This window comes from Klebsiella sp. RHBSTW-00215 (assembly GCF_014103785.1).
GTDB lineage: Bacteria > Pseudomonadota > Gammaproteobacteria > Enterobacterales > Enterobacteriaceae > Klebsiella.
In genome coordinates this window covers 5,269,030-5,291,835 of the sequence record NZ_JABXQS010000001.1, presented here as the reverse complement: position 1 = coordinate 5,291,835, position 22,806 = coordinate 5,269,030, and the positions used below count along the sequence as shown (strand labels likewise).

The following is a 22,806-nucleotide window of genomic DNA, read 5'->3' as shown; positions in this document are numbered from 1 at the left end:
AACGGCGTTAATTTTGTAGATAACTAGCGTGAAAATTAACTCATAAGAGTCGTCACCTGGAAGGCCATGTCATCCAGCAACTGGAAACGACGGCGGTATTCGGCGCGTTTTTTACTGACAATGCTCTCCAGACTTTTTCGTTCCAGCCGTAGTGGCAAACGCCAGCGCCAGGCTCCGTCGGCAACACCCTCAATGGACTGCCAGAACTCATCATAACTGGCGTGAAAGTGACGTCCTTTGCTCAGACGATAGCGCAGTGCGCGGAATACGTGGCCGTTATCGCTCACGCCATATATGTCGTGAATATGACAACGTGCCGCCAGCAGCCAAATAAACTCCAGCAACAGGCGTTTGGGAAACAGCCCATGGCAGGCGCGAGTCGCGCGTTTGATCACCTCATGAGAGATGTTACTGCGCGGCCCTTGCAGACCGCCGATGGTTAGCTGCCATTGATCCTGCTGCCGGGTGACGCTAAAGGTCGCGCTGGCAAGCACGTTATTATCGCTGTCACGTAACCATAAGGTCGTCTCGCCTTCACGCTCGGCTTTGCCCGCAGAGGAAGCGAAAAGCGTAAACAGGGCATCGTCTTTGCCTGTAAGCGCCAGCAGTGGGATCTCTTTTGCTGAAGTCATAGCGGCGGCAAGGCGCGATCCGGGCAGCGAGTCGATAAATTGATAATGGTTGATAATCGCCTGCGCACGCTGGCTGGCGTTCAAGCCGCGCGTCAGATACTGACGATGGACTTTGCCCGGCAGCGTTACCTGCGCGGCCAGTAGCTGATTGAAATCCGCACGCGCTGAAAGGTTCTCCAGCATGTCGCGCGTTGGTGTATAAAATAGGGCCGTGCGCAGTAAAAACTTAAGCCGGTAATTGCGTTTTTGCCAAATTGGCGCAGGAGTGATTCGGCCCATCACCAGATCGGCAATAAGATTTGAACGTTGCTCAAGTACGCTGACTGAATGCAGGCTGTTATCCGTCACGATGAATACCTCGTTATTATCTGGCCTCTATTCTATGGATATATCGTAGAGAGCTTAATGCCCCGGCGGACTATATTTGGTTTTCGTTTAAAATTGATTGAGGTATAAATTCACGAGCGCAACAGTGGCGGAGTTTTCCTATAATTGTGTCAGGAGGACGATATTATGTATCAGCGTATTGAGGGTTCCGCCTGGCGTAATATCTGGCTAGTTGGCGACCTGCACGGCTGCTTTGCGCGGCTAACGGCAGCGCTTCGGGAGCGCAAATTTGACCCTTATCAGGATCTGCTTCTTTCGGTGGGTGACCTGATCGATCGCGGGCCGCAAAGCGCGGAGTGTCTGGATTTACTGCGCTGTCGGTGGTTTTACGCGGTGCGTGGAAATCATGAACAGATGGCGTTGGAGGTACTCGAGGGTAGCGACATGATGTTGTGGGGGATGAACGGCGGCAACTGGTATACGCAAAGCTCAGTGAATCAGCGGCGACACCTCGCGGAACTTATTGCCCGCTGCCGATACCTGCCGCTGATTATTGAACTCCACAGCGCAGAGCAGGTACATGTGATTGCTCATGCTGATTATCCCGCAAGGGTCTATCGTTGGCAGCAGTCGGTGGATGAGCATCAGGTGCTATGGAGTCGACAGCGCCTCACCGATCACTTTGCTGGCCGTCATGGTGCTATCGACGGGGCGGATCATTTCTGGTTTGGCCATACGCCGCTCAAACGGCGTTATGACAGCGATAACCAGCACTATATTGATACCGGCGCGGTGTTTGGCGGGGAGCTAACGCTGGTAGCGCTACAGTTAACTCATTAAAAGTCGCTGTATTCGCGGGCAGGAAGCCAGAAGCTATCTATAAAATCTTCTACCGGAAAGCAGCCCCCATGGCGTATCCGCTGGTCGTCCATCGCTCTCGTGCACTGTCGCTCGTTATCGTAAATATCCACCACGATATCCTCGCAACCCCCATCCAGGTAACAAATAAATAGCACTAAGGCAAACATCCTGGCCTCATGTCTGGAAAAACATATTGATAAGTGTAGGAGATGTCAGGGCGTGGGGGGAATAAATAACCCGTCTCAGGCGACGGGTTCATTTGAGTCAGGCGAGGCGCATGACCCAGGCATCGGATTGGCGGTCGTAGTGCTTACGGTAGAGGACGGAATGTTCACCATCAAGAATGGCTGGCACGCTGGTGTCAGCATCCCACGCGTCAAGTTGCATACATAAATCCGGATCGGATTTACAGGGAATGCTTAACGTTCGCTCTCCCTGCTGTTCGCCGTGCAGCACGGCGTCGTCTATTTCAAACGCGCCAATACGTACATTGGTTTTACTCATAAATTCACCCCGTTTGTCTTCTGAGTTGTGGTACGACCAGTTAAGGCCGACATTTTTCAGCGTAGACAACAGGGCGTAAACCGCCAGTTAAAAAATGCTGTTTTTTTGCACTCTGTCACGACTTGTCGGCAAAAAGCTTTCCGTCACGCACCAGCTCTCGGGGATAGCTGTTTTTTAAACGCGATCCGATTTTTTTCACCAGACCTAACGGCGCGCCCTGGAAAGTGATGATGGCATCATCCTGTTGCGGGAGCGTTTCAGGATAAACATCGCGCCCACGATACCACTCTTCCGCTTCGGCCGGGGTCAGTTCGAAAGGCCTGGCTGGTGCGGCCAGAGCAATAACCGCCTCGTGCTGCCAGCGATACCCTTTGTTGTAGGTTTCAGCCAGACGAACTCCGATGCGTGAAAAGCGAACTTTACCGAATAAACCTTCGAGTGCCTGGGGAAACAGCCAGATCTCTTTATCACGCTGCCACAGGGTATGGCTTGCATCCCATTGCAAGCCAACGGCGGCCGCGGCGGCAATGATGGCGGCGGATTCTCGGGTTTTCAGCGGCATAAAGGGGAATTTGCCGACTTTATAACCCGGTGCCGGTAAAGACTCAATGGCCGCGGTTTTACGCAGGCGGGCGACGAAAAAGCCTTCGCAGTCAAAAATCTGTGGGAAGACGTGCAGGAATCCCTCTTCGGTTAACGCCTCACCGGCTTGCGGGAACAGCGAACCGAGTGGTAACACCTCTACTGCCTGCGGATAGCGCGCTAACAGCCCGTTGACGACCTCTTCGTTTTCCTGGCGATTCAGGGTGCAGGTGGAGTACACCAGCGTGCCGCCGGGGCGAAGGGCGTGGAAGGCGCTGTCGATAAGCTCACGTTGAGTGACGGCGATCTCCTGGTTACTTTCAGGCGACCAGTTTTTCAGCGCATCGGGGTCTTTACGCACTACCCCTTCGCCGGAGCAGGGGGCGTCGAGCAGGATAGCGTCAAAACACTCTGGTAACGCGGCACCGAAGACTCGACCATCGAAATGGGTCAGGGCGACGTTGCTTATCCCGCAGCGGCTGATGTTGGCGTGCAGGACTTTGACCCGGCTGGCAGAGTATTCATTCGCCAGGATCCCCCCCTCGTTACCCATGCGAGCGGCGATTTGGGTGGTTTTTGAACCCGGTGCGGCGGCGACATCCATCACCCGTTGCGGCATCTCTCCGTCGGTAAACAGCGCGGCAACCGGCAGCATGGAGCTGGCTTCCTGGATATAAAACAGCCCGCTGAGATGTTCAGCAGTGCTGCCCAGCGGCAGGGCGTCTTCATCTTCGCGCTCGATCCAAAAACCTTCCTCGCACCACGGAATCGGCGTCAGCTGCCAGCTGTGGGGAGCCACCAGCTGTAAAAAGTCAGCGACGGTGATTTTCAACGTATTGACGCGGATACTTCGGCGCAGCGGGCGTTGGCAGGCGGCAATAAAGTCATCGAAAGAGAGATGCATCGGCATGGCCGCACGCATTTGAGCGAGGAATTCTTCAGGAAGATAGACAGCGTTTTGAGCCACGGGGAGCGCACCACAACAAAAAAGGGTGCGCAGTTTACCATAAACGCTCCGGCGTCGGACACCGGAGCGTTTTTACGCTTAACGCGGCAGGGCAGTGCCCCATTCACGCCACTCTTTCGGTTCGCTTTCCAGCAGCAGGAAATGTTTACCATCCTGCGCTTTTGGCGCCAGCGGCGTGCCCGGCGGCGTGGCAAAGGCGATACCGCCGCGAATGAACTGATTAAAGGTACCGGTTTTCACCAGGCCGCCAATCAGGCCAAAATCGAGGCTATAGCCGGAAGCCAGCCAGAACACGGAGTTATTACGCACCAGATATTGATAACGTTTACTGATGCGCAGCTGCACCATCACGCGGTCTGACATTGAGCCGAGCATCAGACCAGTTACCGTACCCACTTCGAGCCCGCGGAACAGCACCGGCGTACCAATACCCAGTGAACCGGCCTCCGGCACTTCGACGATAATGCTCAGGCCATCGATATAACGAGAATCGCTAATCGTGGTTTCCTGAATTTCGAAATCACGACGCGGCGAGCCACGGCCCGGTTCCACGTTGATGTAGGCCTGGAAGAGGGTATCCAGGTGTTCGACGCCGGCTGCGGAAATCTGCGGCGTGATCACCGAGAAACGCGTCCCGGCACGGGCGAACGTATTGACGTATTCCGGATACAACACCGCTTTTGCCTGCACTTCGTTATTGGCGGTAATCAAATTCAGTGACTGAATCTGACCAATGTCGATACCCAGATAGCGAATTGGCATCCCTTCGGCCATTTTCCCGGCATCAAACGCATGTAGGGTTATCTGACCACCCACCGCGCGGGCGGTGGTTTCGGACGCATACAGCACGCGTTTGTTGTCGATACGTGCGCTGGCGCTGGCCCCACTCAGGTTATCGAAGCTGATTGCGCCTTTCAGCGCCCGGGAAAGCGGAGAGGCCTGGACCGTCAAACCGCTGCCGTTAAGCTGTACTTTCGCACCTCCCTCGGCCCAGAACACGCTGTTGCTGGTTAGCAAATGGCGATATTCCGGTTTGATGTGGATGTTGATCTCAAAGGCGTTTTTGCGCGGCTGAACGGTGATGATTTCACCCACCGCAAATTTACGATACAACACCACGGAACCGGCTTGTACGTCCGGCAGCGTCTCGGCGGAGAGGCTGAGCGTAGTGGTTGGCAAGTCGCTCATGCTGTTTTCCAACGCTTTTTCCAGGTTAGCGTAAAGTGGGTAGCGGCTTTGCATCGCCCCCTTTTCGCCTGGAATAATGCGGATCCCGCCGTTGACCCACTCGCTGGCGCTGGCCCCGAGGAACTGCACGCCATCGAGGCCGACTTTGACATCGATACGACTATTGACCACGAATTTGCTATCGCCATGAACCAGTGAACGGTACTCGGGCATGACCGCCACCTGGAAGGTGACGCCATCGGCATTCAGCTTGCGCTCCAGGACCTGGCCAATCTGGACGCCGTGCAGGATCAGCGGCTGTCCGGCATCGACACCGTAGCTTTCCGGTGCACTCAGCGTCACCGTGGCGACATCCGGTTCTTCGAGCAGCGATTTATCGGCAGGCAGCACCGCAAACTGGTTGCGCGGTTCGCCTTCTCCGGGCACCAGTTCAAAGGTTGTACCGGTCAGCAGGGCGCTGACGCTGGGATTATCCAGAGAAATCCTGGGTTTCTTCATCTGGATCAGCGTTTTCTCGCGCAGCAGGCTGACGACGCTTGGGTCGACGGTCATTTCGCCAGTCACTTTGCCATCGGGGTTGAGATTCAACTTGCTGAGCTGACCAACCTCCAGGCCCTGATACATCAGCGGCGTGGAGCCCGCTTTTAAGCCGGCACCGTCGGGAAGCTCCAGCTTCACCACCACGCCGCGCTGGCTGTGGGCCAGATCTTCATACAGGTGATAATCGGTGTTTTGCTGAGCTTCTGGCGAATTATCAGGGGAGTCAAAGGCAATTGCACCGTTCACCAGCGCCGAGAGGCTATCGAGCTGGACTTTTGCTCCGCTTAAGCTGACGTCCGCTTTCATGCCGGAAACATTCCAGAAGCGGCTCTCTTTTTTGACCAGATTAGTGAATCGCCGCTCGATCAGTACATCGATAGTGACGCCCTGATTGTTCGGATTAAGCGCGAAGTCATAAACCCGGCCGACCGGAATCTTACGGAAATAGACCAATGAGCCGCTGGTTAACGAGCCTAAATCCGCTGACTGGAGGTGAATCATCAGCTCACCATTATTAATGTGGTATTTCGGCTGAGTATCGAGGGCGACAAAGTGATCCTCGGGGTCACCCTGGCCGGGCATCATGCCGATATAGTTACCACCAACCAGCGCATCAAGGCCGGAAACGCCGGCCAGAGAAGCCTTCGGCGTCACCAGCCAGAACTGCGTATCCTTGCGCAGCGCATCTTTCATATCGCCTTTGACGCTGGCTGAAACCTCTATCTTACTCAGGTCTTTGCTTAGCGAGATATTTTCTACGGTGCCGACTTCTACCCCTTGATAGCGGATAGGCGTGCGCCCCGGCACGATACCATTGGCCGACTGGAAATCGATGGTAATCGTCGTACCGCGATCCTGATAGCTGGTCCAGATCAGCCAGCTGGCAATCATCAGCGCAATGACCGGCAGCAGCCAGAATGGCGAGATGCGGCGTTTGGTTTTAATTTTGGCCTCAGTCGGCGAAGCGGGCGTTTCCTGACTCATGTGCGTCCCAAAGTAAGCGGCTGTCCAGCCATTCAACAGCAAGGATAGTTAATATTACCGCGGCGCCAAAATAGACCGCGGCGGGCCCCATCGTAAACGCGAGGAGCTGATCGCGGTTGATCAGCGACATGGTTAATGCGATGACAAAAAGATCCAACATAGACCAGCGGCCAATCCAGGTAATCAGCCGCAGTAACAGGATGCGGGTACGTAGCCCCTGTTCACACTTGAATTGTATGCTGACCAGCAGCGTAAATAACACAATAACTTTGGTGAATGGAACCAGAATACTGGCGATGAAAACCACCCCGGCAATGGCAACGTTGCTATTGGCCAGCGACATAATGCCAGAAAGGATGGTGTCATCCTGACGCGCGCCGTTGACGTAAATAATTGATATCGGCAACAGATTCGCGGGAATCAAAAAAATCATCGACGCAATCAGCGCCGCCCAGCTTTTTTGCAAACTTTGACGGCGTCGGTGGCGCAGGGGGGTGTGGCAGCGGCGGCAGCGCCCGCGTGAATCGCGGTGTCCGGTATAGTGGCAGCCCAGGCAAACCTGTAAATTGTTATCCGGCCTCAGCGCCGGGCGCTCGGGATAAAAACGCTCCCATAGCTCCTCAACGTTCAAATGGATAAGCGTCAGGATGCTGAGCAGGGTGAGCGCGATAAACGCAATCAACCCAATGCCGGGTTGCAGGAATGCATAATCCTGAACCTTAATAGAGGCAACGCCGATGCCGACCAGGTAAATATCCAGCATCACCCACTCTTTGAGTCGCTCCAGCATCAGCAGAACCGGTCGCAGATTCATCCCCAGCACGTTGCCGAGCCACAGATAGGCGATAGAGATCACCAGCAGGGTCGGCGCGCCAACGGCGCAAAATAACACCATTGCCGCGGTCAATGGATCGCCCTGACCGGTCATTTGCCAGATCCCCTGGAGGACGTTCGCGTCGATACGCACGCCCAACAGGTGCAAACGCAGAAGCGGTTCAGTCCAGGCAAAAGGCATCAGTAGCAGCATGGTAATAGCCATACTCCCCAGGCGGGTAAGAGACCAATCGCGACCATCGCGCACTTTAGCGTTGCAGCGAGGGCACCAGGCACTTTGGCTCTTTTTGAGGACCGGTAAGCGGAATAGCAGGTCGCACTGCGGGCAGCGTTGATAGTGGGCGTGCGCAATAGGGGCGCTGACCGAATGTACGATCATTTTTTTCGCTGGCGTAATCCGGGGTGTTTTTAGTGGCATTGATAGCGTACGGAAATGAATGTATCTCTCTATCTTAACCCAGGAATGAATTCATCTTGAGCATGAATGCATTTAAAGCTTATTTTAGTAGGCTGTAAGTGTAAGGTAGTAAGACAACTAAGTGATTATAAAATGAACAAACAAGAATTCTACGCGGATCTGAATCGCGATTTTCAGGCGTTAATGGCAGGCGAAACCAGTTTTCTGGCCATGATCTCTAATACCAGCGCGTTGCTATTTGAGCGCCTGGCTGAAGTGAATTGGGCTGGCTTCTATTTGCTGGAAGGCGATACGCTGGTCCTTGGCCCGTTCCAGGGCAAGCTGGCCTGCGTGCGTATTCCGGTTGGACGTGGCGTATGTGGTACTGCTGTTGCAGAGAATCGCCTGCAGCGAGTGGAAGATGTCCACGCGTTTGACGGACACATTGCCTGTGATGCCGCCAGCAATTCGGAAATCGTCTTTCCATTGCGGGTGAACGATCAGGTTATCGGCGTTCTGGACATCGACAGTACGGCATACTCTCGCTTCACTATTGAAGATGAGAAAGGGTTGACTGAGCTGGTCGTGCATTTGGAAAAACTCATTGCTGCGACTGATTATCAAAAAATATTCACCCACGTCGCAGGATAATCAACGGATAACGTAGCATTTAGCGATGACGTCATTATAATGACGCCTGTTCATGCCTGCGGCTTGTTGGCTACGTCCGTTGTAATCAGGAAATTTCATGGAAAATCAACCTAAGTTGAATAGCAGTAAAGAAGTAATCGCGTTTCTGGCCGAACGTTTCCCTCAGTGTTTCAGCGCTGAAGGCGAAGCGCGCCCCCTGAAAATTGGTATTTTTCAGGATCTTGTTGAGCGTGTTGGTGGAGAGATGAATCTCAGTAAAACCCAACTTCGAGCCGCTCTACGTCTTTATACTTCGAGCTGGCGTTATTTGTATGGCGTTAAGCCTGGCGCTATCCGCGTTGACCTCGACGGTAACCCGTGCGGTGAACTGGAAGAACAGCACGTCACTCATGCCCGCCAGCAGCTTGAAGAAGCAAAAGCGCGCGTTCAGGTACAGCGTGCAGCCCAGCAAGCGAAGAAACGCGAAGCCGCTGCCGCTGCGGGTCAGCCGGAAGGGGAGGTTCGTCGCGAGCGTAAGCCGCGTCCTCAGGTGCGTCGTAAAGAAGGCACTGAGCAGCGTAAACCGCGTCCGGCAGCCGTTGCCAAAGCGCCGCGTGAAGAGCGTCATACCCCGGTATCGGATGTGTCTGTACTGAGCGTTGGCCAGGCACTGAAGGTGAAAGCGGGCAATAATGCAATGGACGCCACCGTCCTGGAAATCACCAAAGATGGCGTTCGTGTACAGCTGACTTCTGGTATGTCAATGATTGTACGCGCAGAACACCTGGTGTTCTGAAACGGAGGCCGGGCCAGGCATGAACAAATTCTTTAAGCTCACCGCGCTTGCGGGCCTGCTAGCAATAGCTGGCCAGGCCTTTGCTGTGGACGATATTACCCGGATTGATCAAATCCCCGTGCTGAAAGAAGAGCCGCAGCACGCGACGGTGAGCGAGCGCGTGACATCGCGCTTTACCCGCTCTCATTACCGTCAGTTTGATCTCGACAACGCCTTTTCGGCAAAAATTTTCGACCGCTATCTGAATCTGCTGGACTATAGCCACAACGTGCTACTGGCCAGCGACGTGGCGCAGTTTGCTAGTAAAAAGAATCAAATTGGCGATGAGCTGCGCAGTGGGAAACTGGACGTTTTTTACGACCTGTATAACCTGGCGCAGAAACGTCGTTTCGAACGCTATCAATACGCGTTGAAAGTGCTTGAACGTCCGATGGACTTTACCGGCAATGACAACTTCAACCTTGATCGCAGCAAATCCCCCTGGCCGAAAGATGAGGCCGAGCTGAACGCGCTGTGGGATGCCAAGGTGAAATTTGACCAGCTCAGCCTGAAGCTGACGGGTAAAGATGACAAAGAGATCCGCGAGACCTTAACGCGTCGCTACAAATTTGCGATTCGTCGTCTGGCACAAACTAACAGCGAAGACGTTTTCTCGCTGGCGATGACCTCCTTTGCGCGCGAGATCGACCCGCATACCAACTACCTCTCCCCGCGAAATACCGAACAGTTTAATACCGAAATGAGTCTGTCTCTGGAAGGTATTGGCGCGGTATTGCAGATGGATGACGACTATACGGTGATTAATTCACTGGTCGCGGGTGGTCCTGCGGCGAAGAGCAAAGCTATCAGCGTCGGCGACCGCATTGTTGGCGTTGGTCAGCCGGGTAAAGGCATGGTCGATGTGATTGGCTGGCGTCTTGATGACGTGGTGGCGCTGATTAAAGGGCCGAAGGGCAGCAAAGTTCGCCTGGAAGTTCTACCTGCTGGCAAAGGTGCAAAAACGCGCATTGTTACTCTGACCCGCGAGCGTATTCGTCTTGAAGACCGCGCGGTTAAAATGTCAGTGAAAACCGTCGGCAAAGAAAAAATCGGCGTGCTGGATATTCCTGGCTTCTATGTTGGCCTGACGGATGACGTTAAGGTACAGCTGCAGAAACTGGAAAAACAGAACGTCAGCAGCATTATTATAGACCTGCGTACTAACGGTGGCGGGGCGTTAACCGAAGCTGTTTCGCTTTCTGGCCTGTTTATCCCATCCGGCCCGGTTGTTCAGGTACGTGATAACAACGGCAAGGTACGTGAAGACAGCGATACCGATGGCGTGGTGTATTACAAAGGCCCGCTGGTAGTGCTGGTCGATCGTTTCAGCGCCTCGGCGTCTGAAATTTTCGCTGCCGCCATGCAGGATTACGGTCGTGCACTGATTGTTGGTGAACCGACCTTCGGTAAAGGCACCGTCCAGCAGTATCGTTCGCTGAACCGCATTTACGATCAGATGCTGCGTCCGGACTGGCCAGCGCTGGGTTCCGTGCAGTACACCATCCAGAAGTTCTATCGTATTAACGGCGGTAGTACTCAGCGTAAAGGTGTCACGCCGGAAATCATGATGCCGACCGGTACCGAAGAGCGTGAAACCGGCGAGCAGTATGAAGATAACGCGCTGCCGTGGGATAGCGTTAACGCCGCGACCTTCGTGAAATATGGTGATTTGACGCCATTTGAAGCGGAAATTCTGAAACGTCACGATGAGCGTATCGTTAAAGATCCGGAATTCCAGTACATCATGAAGGATATTGCCCGTTACAACGCGATGAAAGACAAACGCAACATCGTTTCCCTGAACTACGCGCAGCGTGAGAAAGAGAATGAGGAAGATGATGCGATTCGCCTGTCTCGTGTGAACGATCGCCTGAAACGCGAAGGTAAACCTCTGCTGAAGAAACTGGAAGATCTGCCGAAGGATTACCAGGAGCCGGACCCGTATCTCGATGAAACGGTTCATATCGCGCTCGACCTGGCCCATCTGGAAAAAGACAGGCCAGCGGTGGAACCGCCAGCTAGCAAATAAGCACCCAACGGGCACAAGTTATTGTGCCCGTTTTCATTTCTGCCGCCCGCCAGCTTTTGCCTGAATCCAACAAAATGTCAACGTTTTTGATGAGCGTCAGCAAGGTGCTACAAAATGTAAAGTTGTGTTTTTTTCGTGACTTAGCGGGGTATGATGGTTGAAAATTGGCGTTCTACCCACACCATGTGGGTAATCGCATAGTGCGTTTTGTTAAATCGAGGTTAAAAGAAAATTATGATGCGAATCGCGCTTTTCCTGCTGACCAACCTGGCAGTGATGGTGGTATTCGGGCTCGTGCTAAGCCTGACGGGAATTCAGTCAAGCAGTATGACCGGGCTGCTGATCATGGCGCTGTTGTTTGGTTTTGGTGGTTCTATCATTTCGCTGTTGATGTCGAAATGGATGGCGCTGAAATCAGTGGGTGGGGAAGTCATTGAGCAACCGCGTAATGAAACGGAACGCTGGCTAGTCAACACCGTCGCACAGCAGGCGCGGCAGGCCGGTATTGGAATGCCGCAGGTGGCTATCTACCATGCGCCGGATATTAACGCTTTTGCAACGGGTGCACGTCGAGATGCTTCGCTGGTTGCCGTCAGCACCGGGCTGCTGCAAAACATGAGCCGTGATGAAGCGGAAGCTGTTATTGCCCACGAGATCAGCCACATCGCCAATGGTGATATGGTCACCATGACGCTGATTCAGGGGGTTGTGAACACCTTCGTTATTTTCATCTCCCGCGTTATCGCACAGATTGCAGCCGGTTTCCTCGGCGGCAACCGCGATGAGGGGGAGAACAGCAACGGCAACCCATTGATCTACTTTGCCGTTGCAACCGTACTGGAACTGGTATTTGGTATTCTGGCCAGCATCATTACCATGTGGTTCTCTCGTTATCGTGAGTTCCATGCGGATGCCGGTTCGGCAAAACTGGTTGGGCGTGAGAAAATGATTGCTGCCCTGCAACGTTTGAAAACCAGCTATGAGCCGCAGGAAGCCAGCAGCATGATGGCTTTCTGTATCAACGGCAAAGCAAAATCCATGAGCGAGCTGTTTATGACGCACCCGCCGCTGGATAAACGTATTGAAGCCCTGCGTAGCGGGGAATATCTGAAGTAATTATCTGTTTTCAGTAATAAAAATAAAAAATCCGCAACCTTCGGGCTGCGGATTTTTTTATGCCTGATTTTGGTTGCGGCTTACAGTCTGGCGCGCGGCTGCGTGACGCGAAGGCCGCTGACGGCGGCAGCGACAACGGCAAGCGTGCCGGCCAGCAGAAGTGCGGTGTGGGTTCCGCTATTCCCCAGCAGGTTAAACAGCAATGCGACCAGCGCCGCGCCGGTGCTCTGCCCCAGCAGGCGTGCAGTACCTAACATCCCACTCGCGCCGCCGCTGCGATGGGCAGGGGCTGACGATACAATCGTATGGTTGTTTGGTGACTGGAACAGACCAAAACCTGCGCCACAGAGCGCCATTCGCCAGATGATATCAAGGTCCGAAGGGGAAGAAGGCAGTAAAGCGAGGCCGAACAGACCACAGGCCATCACAATCAGGCCAATTGCGCCCAACAGGCCGGCATGGACTCTCTCAATCAAATACCCTGCCAGCGGTGCCATCACCATCGTGGCCAGCGGCCACGGCGTCAGGAGCAGACCGGTTTCAACCTCACTGCGCCCCATCACGGATTGCAGGAAGAACGGCAGCGAAACCATCGCCAGCATCTGGGCACAGAAGGAGCAGATAGAGGTACAAATCGAAAGCGAAAACAGCGGAATGCGCAGCAGATCAACGGGTAGCAAGGGGACCGGCATCTGGAGTTGACGACGAACAAAAAAGAATCCAACGACCAGCATTGCCACGACCTCAGCCAGAACCAGCTGTGTCGACTGGCCCTGGGCAAAGCCGCCGAGGGCAGTAATCAGCAGACCAAAAGTCAGCGCATTCATAATTGCGCTGGGCAGATCGAATCGGGTAATTTTACTCCGCCCGGCGTTGACAGGCAGATAGCGCATTGCGAGGACCAGTGAAATGATGCCCAGCGGGATGTTAATCAGGAATAACCATTGCCAGGAGGCAACGGAGAGAATCGCTGCGGCAATTGTCGGCCCTGCTGCGGATGATACCGCCACGACAAAAGAGTTGATCCCCATTCCGCGACCGAGAAACCGCTGAGGGTAAATCAGGCGTATCAGTGCGGTATTGACGCTCATCAGCGCCGCACCGCCAAGACCCTGCGCGACGCGTGCCAGAGTCAACATTTCCAGACTACTGGAGAGCGCGCAGGCGAGCGAGGTGAAGGTAAATACTACCAGTCCAATCTTATAAATGCGTCGGTAGCCGACCATATCGCCGAGAAAAGAGAGCGGTAGTAACGCGATAACGATGGCAATTTGATAGGCATTAACTATCCAAATAGACGATGCCGGAGAAGCATTTAAATCGCTGGCGATTGTCGGCAGCGCCACGTTGGCGATAGCACCATCCAGTACCGCCATCGTCAAACCTAATACAATGGTCAGAATTGCGCCGTAACGCTGCGGTAATGGCAGCCCATCGGGAGTGTTTTTATCCATGTGAAATCTATGTCTTAGTGAAAACTATTTACTGGACAATAATTTTAGCATTGATTATTCAGCGGCATGTCGCAGATTTGTAACGAATAGGCAGAAGAACGATTGCGGGTATCGGCATGCGAATTTATAATAAAAACCGGTTCTAGTTTTTATAAAACAGTTGCGATGAGGTGATAAATGGCAGTTGCAGATTTGGATAAACAGCCAGATTCTGTCTCTTCGGTGTTGAAGGTTTTTGGCATTTTGCAGGCGCTTGGCGAAGAGCGTGAAATCGGCATTACCGAACTGTCCCAGCGCGTCATGATGTCAAAAAGCACCGTTTATCGCTTTTTGCAGACCATGAAATCGTTGGGATATGTGGCACAAGAAGGCGAGTCTGAGAAATATTCCCTGACCCTGAAGCTGTTCGAACTGGGCGCGCGGGCATTGCAGAATGTTGATCTGGTACGTAGTGCGGATATTCAGATGCGCGAGCTTTCTCGCCTGACGAAAGAGACGGTCCACCTGGGTGCTCTGGACGAAGACAGTATTGTCTACATCCATAAAATCGACTCAATGTACAACTTGCGCATGTATTCGCGCATTGGTCGCCGCAACCCGCTGTACAGTACCGCTATCGGTAAAGTTCTGCTGGCGTGGCGCGATCGCGCAGAAGTTGAGCAGATTCTCGAAGGCGTAGAGTACAAGCGCAGCACTGACCGCACCATCACCAGTACTGAAGAGTTGTTATCGGTTCTGGATAAGGTCCGTGAACAGGGTTATGGCGAAGATAACGAAGAGCAGGAAGAAGGGTTGCGCTGTATTGGCGTGCCGGTTTTCGACCGCTTTGGCGTGGTTATTGCTGGCCTGAGTATCTCTTTTCCGACGCTGCGTTTTTCTGAAGAGCGTTTGAACGAGTATGTTGAGATGCTGCACACGGCAGCACGTAAGATTTCTGAGCAGATGGGTTACAACGATTATCCGTTCTGACAGGTCTTCATTGTTGTGAATTCGGGCTACTGACATTGTAGCCCGAATCATAACTAGCCGTTATCAACAACCGTGACGCTTTTTCGCAGAATAGGGCAATCGGTAATGCCGATAATACCGCTACTGGAATGAACATATTGTGCGGTGCTGATGCCGCGAGCCGTAAGATATTTACATTGCAATCCTAGTCCTCCGGCATTCTCACTGCTGCTCATTAATACGCCGTAACCGCTTAATAATACGCCGATCCACAAGATAGCCAGCACCACAATGGTACGTATGATCAATCGCATTGTTGCCTCAATATTTGTATTATCCTTGCGTTAATTCTGACATGAACACGAGTTGATACAAGTCTATGATTCCTAAACTTGCCTTTCGTATTACAGTTAGCCGCGGTTTAAGAAGGTCATGTTATCCTGGCGACATCTGATACTGATGCGGAGAGTGGAGTGAAAAAATTACGGTGGGTTTTGCTGATAGTTATCATAGCGGGTTGTTTACTGCTATGGACTCAGATGCTTAACGTAATGTGCGATCAGGATGTACAGTTCTTCAGCGGCATCTGCACTATCAACAAGTTTATACCCTGGTAAGACATTTTTAATATGACCGATTTTCTTCTGCTGCGTGGGTGGTAGAATGAACGCCTTCTCTTTGAGGTGGTGAAATGAGTGAGTTATTAAATCCTGGGATCGTAAATCTGGCGTCAGTAGCATTGTCGGTTGTGCTGTTGCTTGTCGGCCTGTCGTTGTGGTTTTTTGTTAATCGCGCCAGCTCGCGCGCCAATGAGCAGATTGCTCTGCTGCAAGCCTTGCTGGATCAGCAAAAGCGGCAGAATGCGCTGCTCCGCCGTCTGTGTGAAGCCAATGAGCCTGAGAAAGAGGACGTTGCCGAGCCTTCTGCAATCGAGAAGGGAAAAGGCGACGACGACTTCATCCGCCTTGTCGCAGAACGGTAATCCGACTGACAGGTGTGCACCGCTGCGGTGTGCGCCTGCATATCAGCTGACTATAACTAATCCTTATCTATTTACCCGCTTTCAGCGCCAGTCTGAACTGTTAAGATATGATTTCCTCCGCATGCTTCTGTGATTTGTTTAGACACGCAAATAAAAGAATTATGATGTGGGTCAATTGTAGAACAAACATCATGTCATCAATACTTCATTATTATCGTGCAATGTAGACAATATTTTGAGCACTTCAATTAACGCGTTTCATTATTATGGAATGCGCATAGTTAACGCGAATTTTCAACTATCGATATGAACTTTTATGTGCATCATTATGCAGTTTTCTTTGTATACCCCTAAAATTGGCAGTTCGTATGCGAACCGACGACAACACTCTGAAGTCGTTGAGCTATGTTGAAAAAGCAGCAGTTATGGGGGATCTGTTATTACTAGAACTGCATGACAGTGAAGGATTCGTCTGTGGGAGCTAAGACGCATAAATGTGCAGATGATCAAATGATTATCTTATAATCTGTGCGAGGGATCGAGACCCGTCTAAAAATGGCTTGCCATTATTTACGTTGTATGTGATAACACCGTTCGGGTTAAACGAGGTACAGTTCTGTTTATGTGTGGCATTTTCAGTAAAGAAGTCCTGAGTAAACACGTTGTCGTTGAATACCGCTTCTCTGCCGAACCTTATATTAGTGCCTCATGCAGTTATGTGTCAGTTTTATCTATGTAAGCGCCTAAGGGCGAAGAAAGAAAACAGTCTAAGGAATTTTGCAAATGGCAAAGATTAAAGGTCAAGTTAAGTGGTTCAACGAGTCTAAAGGTTTTGGTTTCATTACTCCTGCTGATGGCAGCAAAGATGTGTTCGTACACTTCTCTGCAATCCAGGGTAACGGCTTCAAAACTCTGGCTGAAGGCCAGAACGTTGAGTTCGAAATTCAGGACGGCCAGAAAGGTCCAGCAGCAGTTAACGTAACTGCTATCTGATTCAAGACCACTGAATCTTGTAAGAAAGCCTCGCCTGTGCGGGGCTTTTTAGTCTCTATTGCAAAACGTTTCTATTTTCCCCCCTCCGTTGTGCTTTGTTGCAAAACAACACCCTTATTCGCATTGTTTAGCAGTCTTTTTTGCCTATTTTCTGTTAAATCAGAGGGTTGCAAAATAATGATGGAGCTAAGGTGCAAAAGAACAAAATTAAGTCAGCCGCCAATTTTACCCCGATCCGTTTTGGGTTGCTGTGCGTGGCGATTCTCAGTTGTCTTGGGCTGCTATTGGCTCGAGTGGGCTGGCTACAAATTGTCTCCCCAGACAATCTGGTTAAACAAGAAGATATGCGCTCCTTGCGCGAGGAGCCTGTTGACGTTCAACGTGGGATGATTAGCGATCGCGAAGGCCGCCCGCTGGCGGTTAGTGTACCGGTAAGCGCGATTTGGGTCGATCCGCAAACGACCATCGAAAAGGGTGGGGTGGGATACGGTCCGTGCTGGCAGGCCATGGCCGAGGCTTTACACCTCAATCTCAACGACCTGGCCCACCGTGTTGAAGCGCATCCTCATGCGCGGTTTCTCTATCTGGCACGCCAGATAAACCCGGAGCAGGCGGAATGGATCGATAAACTTCATCTACCGGGCATTAATCTGCGCGATGAATCGCGCCGCTTCTATCCGGCTGGTCACGTCGCCGCTAACCTGCTTGGTTTTACCAATATCGACAACCAGGGTATTGAAGGGGTTGAGAAAAGTTTTAATGCCCAGCTAACCGGTAAGCCGGGGCGTCGGCTGGTACGTAAAGACCGTCATGGCAACGTTATTGAAAACATTACCGAAATGGCGGCGGTTCCTGCCCACAATTTGCAGTTGAGCATTGACGAGCGGCTGCAAACGGTGACTGAAGATGCGCTGGACAATGCCGTGCGCTGGAATAAAGCGGAGTCGGGAGCGGCAGTGTTGATTAAAATCGACACCGGAGAAATTCTGTCGATGGCCAGCTATCCGGATTTCAACCCTAATAATCGCGATGATGCGAAGCTGGATGACTTCCGCAACCGTGCGATCAGCGACACCTTTGAGCCCGGTTCAACGGTCAAACCTCTGGTGCTGATGACTGCGCTTCAACAAGGTATCGTACAACCAGATAGCGTGGTGGATACCCACCCCTTTGTGCTGGATGGTCACCGCATTCGCGACGTGGGTTACTATCCGGAATTGACCCTCACCGGCATCCTGCAAAAATCCAGCGATACTGGGGTTTCGCATTTGTCGCTGGCGATGCCGGTCCAGCATCTTATTGATACCTATAAGGCATTCGGTTTTGGCGACTCTACCGGATTGGGGTTGACCGGCGAGAGCGCGGGGCTGATGCCGCAGCGTCGCTATTGGGGGCAACTGGATCGGGCGACTTTCGCCTTCGGTTATGGTCTGATGGTGACGCCGCTTCAGTTAGCACATGTTTATGCCACAATTGGCGGCTATGGCATCGAGCGGCCGCTGTCGATCACGCGCATCGACCCGCCGGTCATTGGCACTCGCGTGATGCCGGAGCAAATCGTACATGAAGTTGAGCACATGATGGAGAGCGTGGCCTTACCGGGCGGCGGCGGGACTAAAGCGGCGGTGCGCGACTATCGGGTGGCGGTGAAAACCGGCACCGCTAAAAAAATCGGTCCGGATGGTAAATACATTGATAAGTACGTTGCCTATACCGCTGGCGTTGCGCCGGCCAGCAACCCGAAATTTGCGCTGGTGGTGGTGATGAACGACCCCAGCAACGGGTCGTATTACGGCGGAGCGGTTTCTGCGCCGGTATTCAGTCAGATCATGGGCGATGTGCTGCGTCTGGAGAACGTTATGCCGGATGGAATGCCGCAGGATTCAGAAAACCTCATCGTAATGCACAACGGCGAGGCCTTGTCCCCCGCGCTGTAACAGTGGTCTGAAAGGGCGAATAGCGCTACACTTTCGCCCTTTCAGCGACACCGGAGTTGTCATGTCTTACAGTTGCCCACTTTGCCACGCGCCGCTTGAGCGCCGCGACAATAGCTATATTTGCCCACAGCGGCATCAGTTCGATCTGGCGAAGGAGGGCTACGTTAATTTGCTGCCGGTGCAGTTTAAGCGGTCTCGCGATCCTGGCGACAGCGCGGAGATGATGCAGGCCCGTCGGGCGTTTCTCGATGCGGGTCATTATCAACCTCTGCGAGATGCTATTAGCGCTTATCTGCAAACCTTCGCTCCGATTGATTTACTGGATATCGGCTGTGGGGAAGGGTATTACACTCATGCTTTTGCTGCCATTGCCTCCCATAGCTGGGGGCTGGATGTTTCTAAATCCGCTATTCGCGCCGCGGCTAAACGTTATCCGCAAGTCAATTTTTGCGTCGCATCCAGCCAGCGCTTGCCGTTTGACGATGCCAGCCTTGATGCGGTCGTGCGAATTTATGCCCCGTGTAATGCGCAAGAACTGGCGCGTGTTGTCAGGCCCGGCGGCTGGGTGATCACCGCGACGCCTGGCCCGCGTCATTTATTGGAACTCAAAGGATTAATTTACGACGACGTGCGCCTGCATGAGCAGAACACGGAAGAGATGACGGGATTCACGTTATGCCACCAGCAGCAGTTGGCCTATCCGATGCAGCTAAATGGAAGTGAGGCAGAAGCGTTACTACAGATGACGCCGTTTGCGTGGCGGGCAAAACCGGCAGTTCGAGAAACCTTACGTCAGCAGGAACTATTTGGCTGCCAGACCGATTTTGCTATTCACTGCTGGCAGCGCGATGCCTGATGGCTAGCCGGCAAAATGGCTCCAGAGTATTTGGGCGCCAATGCCAATCAGAACGATACCACCCAGTATTTCGGCCCGTTTGCCCAGCAGCGGGCCGATAAAGCGTCCTACCATAATGCCCAGCGTCGACATCATCAACGTGGCACAGCCGATGGCCAGCGCGGTGGCGATAATATTGACCTGCAAGAACGCCAGACCAACGCCGACAGCCATGGCATCAAGACTGGTGGCGAAAGCGGTGGTGACAAGCAGCCAGAAACCGTGACGGCGGGGAGCTTCACACTCTTCGTCGTCGCTGCCGCGAAATCCTTCGATAACCATACGACCGCCGAGAAACACCAGCAGTATGAAGGCAATCCAGTGATTCCATTCAAGAACAAACTGGCTGGCCAGCATCCCCATTCCCCAACCGACGAGCGGGGTGAGCGTTTCGATAGCGCCAAAGATGAGACCCGTGCGTAGGGCTTCGGAAAATTTGGGTTTATGGAGGGTCGCGCCCTTACCGATAGAAGCCGCGAAGGCGTCCATGGACATGCCGAAGGCAAGAAGAATGGTAGCGGAAATATTCATTAGAGCGTCCTGACCGGGGATAATCCATATGACACATCGCTACCCCCAGTAAGCATACGCAGCTCATCCTGATGATGAAGCGCTGCGTACAGCAGTGATGTGTCTATGGTCTCGCCTGATTGAATACTTTCTTCAACCCGTACGTGCCACGTTTTGCAACGAGTATGTTGACACGTACATTTCCTGACTGACAGGAAATCGGCTACTCCCCAACGACGGGCGCAACCTTAACATAATTTTAGAATATAAAACAATAACAGAGTTAGGTTATTTTGATAACTAAATGATAACGATTTTCATTTTAATTTAGGCGTGAATGACTCGTTAATAAATATGAGGATATTAGACGGATGAAATATAGCACTGGCTATACATCATCCGTTGGGAAATAGTGAGATATAGCGTGAGCTATATTTTTAACTCATTGAGTTGAAACGAGAAGTTTGTATATTTTCTCCAGGTCGTCGATATTGCGCACACGAATAAGTAAACGGCGTTGCTCTAATTGCATCACCAGCACGCCATCTTCCGATAAATTCATCTCTTTAATTCGCTTATATTCAATCCAGATATTGGCGAAGAAAAAACCACTCTTTTTGAAGATGATCTTCGGAGTGCGGATCCAGAACAGATATAGCCCCATTAATGCCAGGGCAGATAATAACCAGGTGGTGATAAGTTCGCCCTGGTTGGCCATATTGTTGTAAATCAGTATCCCGATAAGGCCGACGAAGATAATACCATCAACACGACTGCGGCGGAGCAGGGGGATAGCCAGCAGACTTGGGCCGTTACGACGCGGCATAATGAACTGGTCGTAAACCGCAAAGGCGAGCAGAACGAGAATAAACAGGATTAACACCAGGTCCGTGATTGTCATCCATCCTCCAAATAAAAAAGCCGGGGGCAAGCCCCCGGCGCACAGCACAATAATTACAGGCCCAGCAGGCCGACAGCGTAGCCCGCGATACCGATGACGAAGAAGCCAACGATGATCCACAGGGCGTTTACTTTTTTACGCAGCAGCCACATACAAGCGAAGGTCAGCAGCAGCGGCACCAGGCCCGGCATCAGCTGGTCAAGGATGGTCTGCACGGTAGTGACGCGAGTCTGACCATCCTGACCAGTGATGGTAGAAACCACCAGCGGGATGTTCACGTGCGTCCACTTGTTAACCAGCGCCCCCATAACAAACAGGCCGAGGATTGACGCCCCCTCTGTCAGTTTCTGCAGGAAGCCGCCGCCCATATCTTTAACGATGTCGATACCTTTACGATAACCGTACGCTACGCCGTAGTAACGGGTCAGCAGACGTACTGCGTTAAACAGGATAAAGAACAGCAGAGGGCCAAGCAGGCTGCCGCTCATCGCGATACCTGCACCCAGCGCAGCGAATACCGGACGAACGGTACCCCAGAAAATTGGGTCGCCTACGCCTGCCAGCGGACCCATCAGACCGACTTTGATACCGTTGATGGCACCATCGTCGATTTCTGCGCCGTTAGCACGCTGCTCTTCCATCGCCAGCGTTACGCCGAGAACCGGCGCGGCAACGTATGGGTGGGTGTTAAAGAACTCAAGGTGACGTTTAATCGCCTGTTTACGCGCATCGTTGTTCTCAGGATACAGGCGACGAATTGCCGGTACCATAGAGAAGCAGAAGCCCAGCGCCTGCATACGTTCGAAGTTCCATGAACCCTGGAACAGGTTAGAACGAATGAACACGCCACGAATATCACTCTGAGTGAGTTTTTTCTCGGTGGTATTTTTAGTCATATCAACCATTTCGCTCACCTGTTAGTCCAGTTCGTTATCGAGATCGTTATTACCAGCAGCCTGCGCTGGCGCACCCGCTACGCGGTTATATTTCGGGCTCAGCTGGATGTAGAGGACAGCCATTACTGTACCAATCACGCCCAGAGCAACCAGGTTGAAATCGGTGAATGCAGCGGTAACGAAGCCCAGGTAGAAGAACGGCATCAGGTAGCCTGCGCGCATCATGTTGATGACCATCGCGTAACCGACTACCACGATCATGCCACCTGCGATGTTCAGACCGCCGGTTACCACTTCAGGAATGGCGTTCAGCAGACCCTGTACTTCGCTAGTGCCGACGGAGATCGCCACGATAACCGCCGGGATAGCGATACGCATGGCCTGCAGGAACAGAGACGAAACGTGAAGCCAGGAAATGGCCGTCAGGTTTCCGCTCTCTGCTGCTTTATCCGCAGCGTGCTGGAAAGCAACGGTGATGGTACGAACGATAATGGTCAGAACCTGGCCTGCTGCTGCCAGTGGGATAGCCAGCGCGATACCAGCGCCAATGCTCTGGTGACCTGCGATAACAAGAACGGTTGAGATGATTGACGCTAAAGCGGCATCAGGCGCAACGGCGGCACCGATGTTCATCCAGCCCAAAGCGATCATTTCCAGGGTACCACCGATGATGATACCGGTTTTCATATCACCGAGAACGGCGCCAATCAGCGTACAGGCCACCAGCGGACGGTGGAACTGAAATTCATCAAGTACCGACTCCATACCCGCAATACACGCGACGATGAACACCAGCACAATCTGAAGAAGGGTAATCTCCATTGTACTTCTCCTGTTGATTAAGTCTTAAGTTGAAAATTGGGT

Annotated in this window: 23 protein-coding genes, 1 pseudogene and 1 riboswitch; of the genes and pseudogenes, 12 read left to right on the top strand and 12 right to left on the bottom strand. The window is 52.6% G+C overall.

The features are described from left to right. Positions 1 to 35: 35 nt before the first annotated feature. A complete protein-coding gene (locus HV127_RS25220; RefSeq protein WP_182239581.1) occupies positions 36 to 980 on the bottom strand; it encodes a VirK/YbjX family protein in 945 nt (314 codons plus the stop codon). A gap of 165 nt (positions 981 to 1,145) precedes the next feature. On the opposite strand from HV127_RS25220, the gene pphA reads away from it, so the two are divergent. Continuing rightward, entirely contained in the window at positions 1,146 to 1,799 is a 654-nt protein-coding gene (pphA, locus tag HV127_RS25215) for a protein-serine/threonine phosphatase (RefSeq protein WP_182239579.1), read from the top strand. Here pphA and HV127_RS25210 read toward each other — a convergent pair. The 5 genes from HV127_RS25210 to yebS all read right to left on the bottom strand — a co-directional run bounded on the left by HV127_RS25210 (position 1,796) and on the right by yebS (position 7,837). Continuing rightward, the gene (locus HV127_RS25210) at positions 1,796 to 1,987 is read right to left on the bottom strand and encodes a YebW family protein (RefSeq protein ID WP_110274283.1); all 192 of its coding nucleotides are present in this window, start codon (positions 1,985 to 1,987) and stop codon (positions 1,796 to 1,798) included. The genes pphA and HV127_RS25210 overlap by 4 nt on opposite strands. Before the next feature lie 97 nt (positions 1,988 to 2,084). Next, the gene (locus tag HV127_RS25205) at positions 2,085 to 2,324 is read right to left on the bottom strand and encodes a YebV family protein (RefSeq protein ID WP_110274282.1); all 240 of its coding nucleotides are present in this window, start codon (positions 2,322 to 2,324) and stop codon (positions 2,085 to 2,087) included. 115 nt (positions 2,325 to 2,439) lie between these two features. After that, complete coding sequence (gene rsmF / locus HV127_RS25200) at positions 2,440 to 3,873, bottom strand: 16S rRNA (cytosine(1407)-C(5))-methyltransferase RsmF (RefSeq protein WP_182239577.1); 1,434 nt, start codon at positions 3,871 to 3,873, stop codon at positions 2,440 to 2,442. Positions 3,874 to 3,951: 78 nt separating this feature from the next. Further along, positions 3,952 to 6,585, bottom strand: a complete 2,634-nt coding sequence (locus tag HV127_RS25195; protein WP_182239575.1) for a PqiB family protein — start codon at positions 6,583 to 6,585, stop codon at positions 3,952 to 3,954. Then, entirely contained in the window at positions 6,554 to 7,837 is a 1,284-nt protein-coding gene (yebS, locus tag HV127_RS25190) for a membrane integrity lipid transport subunit YebS (protein ID WP_182239573.1), read from the bottom strand. The genes HV127_RS25195 and yebS overlap by 32 nt, the downstream gene beginning before the upstream one ends. A gap of 132 nt (positions 7,838 to 7,969) precedes the next feature. On the opposite strand from yebS, the pseudogene HV127_RS25185 reads away from it, so the two are divergent. The 4 genes and pseudogenes from HV127_RS25185 to htpX all read left to right on the top strand — a co-directional run bounded on the left by HV127_RS25185 (position 7,970) and on the right by htpX (position 12,426). Then, a pseudogene (locus tag HV127_RS25185) lies at positions 7,970 to 8,483 on the top strand (GAF domain-containing protein). An 81-nt stretch (positions 8,484 to 8,564) separates the two neighbouring features. Then, positions 8,565 to 9,242: an RNA chaperone ProQ gene (proQ, locus tag HV127_RS25180; RefSeq protein ID WP_110274277.1), complete on the top strand. Its 678-nt coding sequence runs from the start codon at positions 8,565 to 8,567 to the stop codon at positions 9,240 to 9,242. A 19-nt stretch (positions 9,243 to 9,261) separates the two neighbouring features. Next, a complete protein-coding gene (gene prc / locus HV127_RS25175) occupies positions 9,262 to 11,310 on the top strand; it encodes a carboxy terminal-processing peptidase (RefSeq protein ID WP_110274276.1) in 2,049 nt (682 codons plus the stop codon). A gap of 234 nt (positions 11,311 to 11,544) precedes the next feature. After that, entirely contained in the window at positions 11,545 to 12,426 is an 882-nt protein-coding gene (htpX, locus tag HV127_RS25170) for a protease HtpX (protein ID WP_110274275.1), read from the top strand. Between the two features lie 80 nt (positions 12,427 to 12,506). Here the strand turns inward: htpX and HV127_RS25165 are convergent, their stop codons facing one another. Continuing rightward, positions 12,507 to 13,880 carry an MFS transporter gene (locus tag HV127_RS25165; protein ID WP_182239569.1) on the bottom strand — a complete coding sequence of 458 codons (1,374 nt, stop codon included), beginning with the start codon at positions 13,878 to 13,880 and terminating at the stop codon, positions 12,507 to 12,509. A 177-nt stretch (positions 13,881 to 14,057) separates the two neighbouring features. Here HV127_RS25165 and kdgR point away from each other — a divergent pair, with 177 nt between their 5' ends. Continuing rightward, on the top strand, positions 14,058 to 14,849 hold the full coding sequence (kdgR, locus tag HV127_RS25160) for a DNA-binding transcriptional regulator KdgR (protein WP_110274273.1): 792 nt from the start codon (positions 14,058 to 14,060) through the stop codon (positions 14,847 to 14,849). 53 nt (positions 14,850 to 14,902) lie between these two features. Here the strand turns inward: kdgR and HV127_RS25155 are convergent, their stop codons facing one another. Then, positions 14,903 to 15,142 carry a YobH family protein gene (locus HV127_RS25155; protein ID WP_182239567.1) on the bottom strand — a complete coding sequence of 80 codons (240 nt, stop codon included), beginning with the start codon at positions 15,140 to 15,142 and terminating at the stop codon, positions 14,903 to 14,905. A 159-nt stretch (positions 15,143 to 15,301) separates the two neighbouring features. Here HV127_RS25155 and mgrB point away from each other — a divergent pair, with 159 nt between their 5' ends. From mgrB to rlmA, 6 genes are all read left to right on the top strand, one after another. Beyond that, on the top strand, positions 15,302 to 15,445 hold the full coding sequence (gene mgrB / locus HV127_RS25150; protein WP_002911375.1) for a PhoP/PhoQ regulator MgrB: 144 nt from the start codon (positions 15,302 to 15,304) through the stop codon (positions 15,443 to 15,445). Positions 15,446 to 15,519: 74 nt separating this feature from the next. Next, on the top strand, positions 15,520 to 15,810 hold the full coding sequence (locus HV127_RS25145; protein ID WP_182239565.1) for a YebO family protein: 291 nt from the start codon (positions 15,520 to 15,522) through the stop codon (positions 15,808 to 15,810). A gap of 622 nt (positions 15,811 to 16,432) precedes the next feature. Then, positions 16,433 to 16,549: a DUF2627 domain-containing protein gene (locus HV127_RS25140; protein ID WP_071530300.1), complete on the top strand. Its 117-nt coding sequence runs from the start codon at positions 16,433 to 16,435 to the stop codon at positions 16,547 to 16,549. Between the two features lie 44 nt (positions 16,550 to 16,593). Beyond that, complete coding sequence (gene cspE / locus HV127_RS25135) at positions 16,594 to 16,803, top strand: transcription antiterminator/RNA stability regulator CspE (protein ID WP_001062678.1); 210 nt, start codon at positions 16,594 to 16,596, stop codon at positions 16,801 to 16,803. A gap of 191 nt (positions 16,804 to 16,994) precedes the next feature. Further along, the gene (gene ftsI, locus HV127_RS25130) at positions 16,995 to 18,740 is read left to right on the top strand and encodes a peptidoglycan glycosyltransferase FtsI (protein ID WP_182239563.1); all 1,746 of its coding nucleotides are present in this window, start codon (positions 16,995 to 16,997) and stop codon (positions 18,738 to 18,740) included. Positions 18,741 to 18,801: 61 nt separating this feature from the next. After that, a complete protein-coding gene (rlmA, locus tag HV127_RS25125; RefSeq protein ID WP_182239561.1) occupies positions 18,802 to 19,596 on the top strand; it encodes a 23S rRNA (guanine(745)-N(1))-methyltransferase in 795 nt (264 codons plus the stop codon). Positions 19,597 to 19,599: 3 nt separating this feature from the next. Here the strand turns inward: rlmA and mntP are convergent, their stop codons facing one another. From mntP to HV127_RS25105, 4 genes are all read right to left on the bottom strand, one after another. After that, the gene (mntP, locus tag HV127_RS25120; RefSeq protein WP_110274268.1) at positions 19,600 to 20,166 is read right to left on the bottom strand and encodes a manganese efflux pump MntP; all 567 of its coding nucleotides are present in this window, start codon (positions 20,164 to 20,166) and stop codon (positions 19,600 to 19,602) included. A gap of 117 nt (positions 20,167 to 20,283) precedes the next feature. Further along, positions 20,284 to 20,389, bottom strand: a riboswitch (yybP-ykoY riboswitch). A 198-nt stretch (positions 20,390 to 20,587) separates the two neighbouring features. Then, on the bottom strand, positions 20,588 to 21,046 hold the full coding sequence (locus HV127_RS25115) for a DUF986 family protein (RefSeq protein WP_182239559.1): 459 nt from the start codon (positions 21,044 to 21,046) through the stop codon (positions 20,588 to 20,590). A gap of 53 nt (positions 21,047 to 21,099) precedes the next feature. Then, positions 21,100 to 21,951, bottom strand: a complete 852-nt coding sequence (locus HV127_RS25110) for a PTS mannose transporter subunit IID (RefSeq protein ID WP_110274266.1) — start codon at positions 21,949 to 21,951, stop codon at positions 21,100 to 21,102. 12 nt (positions 21,952 to 21,963) lie between these two features. Further along, entirely contained in the window at positions 21,964 to 22,764 is an 801-nt protein-coding gene (locus tag HV127_RS25105; protein WP_110274265.1) for a PTS mannose/fructose/sorbose transporter subunit IIC, read from the bottom strand. Positions 22,765 to 22,806: the final 42 nt, after the last annotated feature.

Excerpts from the sequence above, each read along its gene's own strand:
- pphA (WP_182239579.1), top strand. The coding sequence starts at position 1,146 with ATGTATCAGCGTATTGAGGGTTCCGCCTGGCGTAATATCTGGCTAGTT.
- HV127_RS25210 (WP_110274283.1), bottom strand. The coding sequence starts at position 1,987 with ATGTTTGCCTTAGTGCTATTTATTTGTTACCTGGATGGGGGTTGCGAG.
- HV127_RS25205 (WP_110274282.1), bottom strand. The coding sequence starts at position 2,324 with ATGAGTAAAACCAATGTACGTATTGGCGCGTTTGAAATAGACGACGCC.
- HV127_RS25195 (WP_182239575.1), bottom strand. The coding sequence starts at position 6,585 with ATGAGTCAGGAAACGCCCGCTTCGCCGACTGAGGCCAAAATTAAAACC.
- yebS (WP_182239573.1), bottom strand. The coding sequence starts at position 7,837 with ATGCCACTAAAAACACCCCGGATTACGCCAGCGAAAAAAATGATCGTA.
- proQ (WP_110274277.1), top strand. The coding sequence starts at position 8,565 with ATGGAAAATCAACCTAAGTTGAATAGCAGTAAAGAAGTAATCGCGTTT.
- prc (WP_110274276.1), top strand. The coding sequence starts at position 9,262 with ATGAACAAATTCTTTAAGCTCACCGCGCTTGCGGGCCTGCTAGCAATA.
- htpX (WP_110274275.1), top strand. The coding sequence starts at position 11,545 with ATGATGCGAATCGCGCTTTTCCTGCTGACCAACCTGGCAGTGATGGTG.
- HV127_RS25165 (WP_182239569.1), bottom strand. The coding sequence starts at position 13,880 with ATGGATAAAAACACTCCCGATGGGCTGCCATTACCGCAGCGTTACGGC.
- kdgR (WP_110274273.1), top strand. The coding sequence starts at position 14,058 with ATGGCAGTTGCAGATTTGGATAAACAGCCAGATTCTGTCTCTTCGGTG.
- HV127_RS25155 (WP_182239567.1), bottom strand. The coding sequence starts at position 15,142 with ATGCGATTGATCATACGTACCATTGTGGTGCTGGCTATCTTGTGGATC.
- HV127_RS25145 (WP_182239565.1), top strand. The coding sequence starts at position 15,520 with ATGAGTGAGTTATTAAATCCTGGGATCGTAAATCTGGCGTCAGTAGCA.
- HV127_RS25140 (WP_071530300.1), top strand. The coding sequence starts at position 16,433 with ATGTGTGGCATTTTCAGTAAAGAAGTCCTGAGTAAACACGTTGTCGTT.
- cspE (WP_001062678.1), top strand. The coding sequence starts at position 16,594 with ATGGCAAAGATTAAAGGTCAAGTTAAGTGGTTCAACGAGTCTAAAGGT.
- rlmA (WP_182239561.1), top strand. The coding sequence starts at position 18,802 with ATGTCTTACAGTTGCCCACTTTGCCACGCGCCGCTTGAGCGCCGCGAC.
- mntP (WP_110274268.1), bottom strand. The coding sequence starts at position 20,166 with ATGAATATTTCCGCTACCATTCTTCTTGCCTTCGGCATGTCCATGGAC.
- HV127_RS25115 (WP_182239559.1), bottom strand. The coding sequence starts at position 21,046 with ATGACAATCACGGACCTGGTGTTAATCCTGTTTATTCTCGTTCTGCTC.
- HV127_RS25110 (WP_110274266.1), bottom strand. The coding sequence starts at position 21,951 with ATGGTTGATATGACTAAAAATACCACCGAGAAAAAACTCACTCAGAGT.
- HV127_RS25105 (WP_110274265.1), bottom strand. The coding sequence starts at position 22,764 with ATGGAGATTACCCTTCTTCAGATTGTGCTGGTGTTCATCGTCGCGTGT.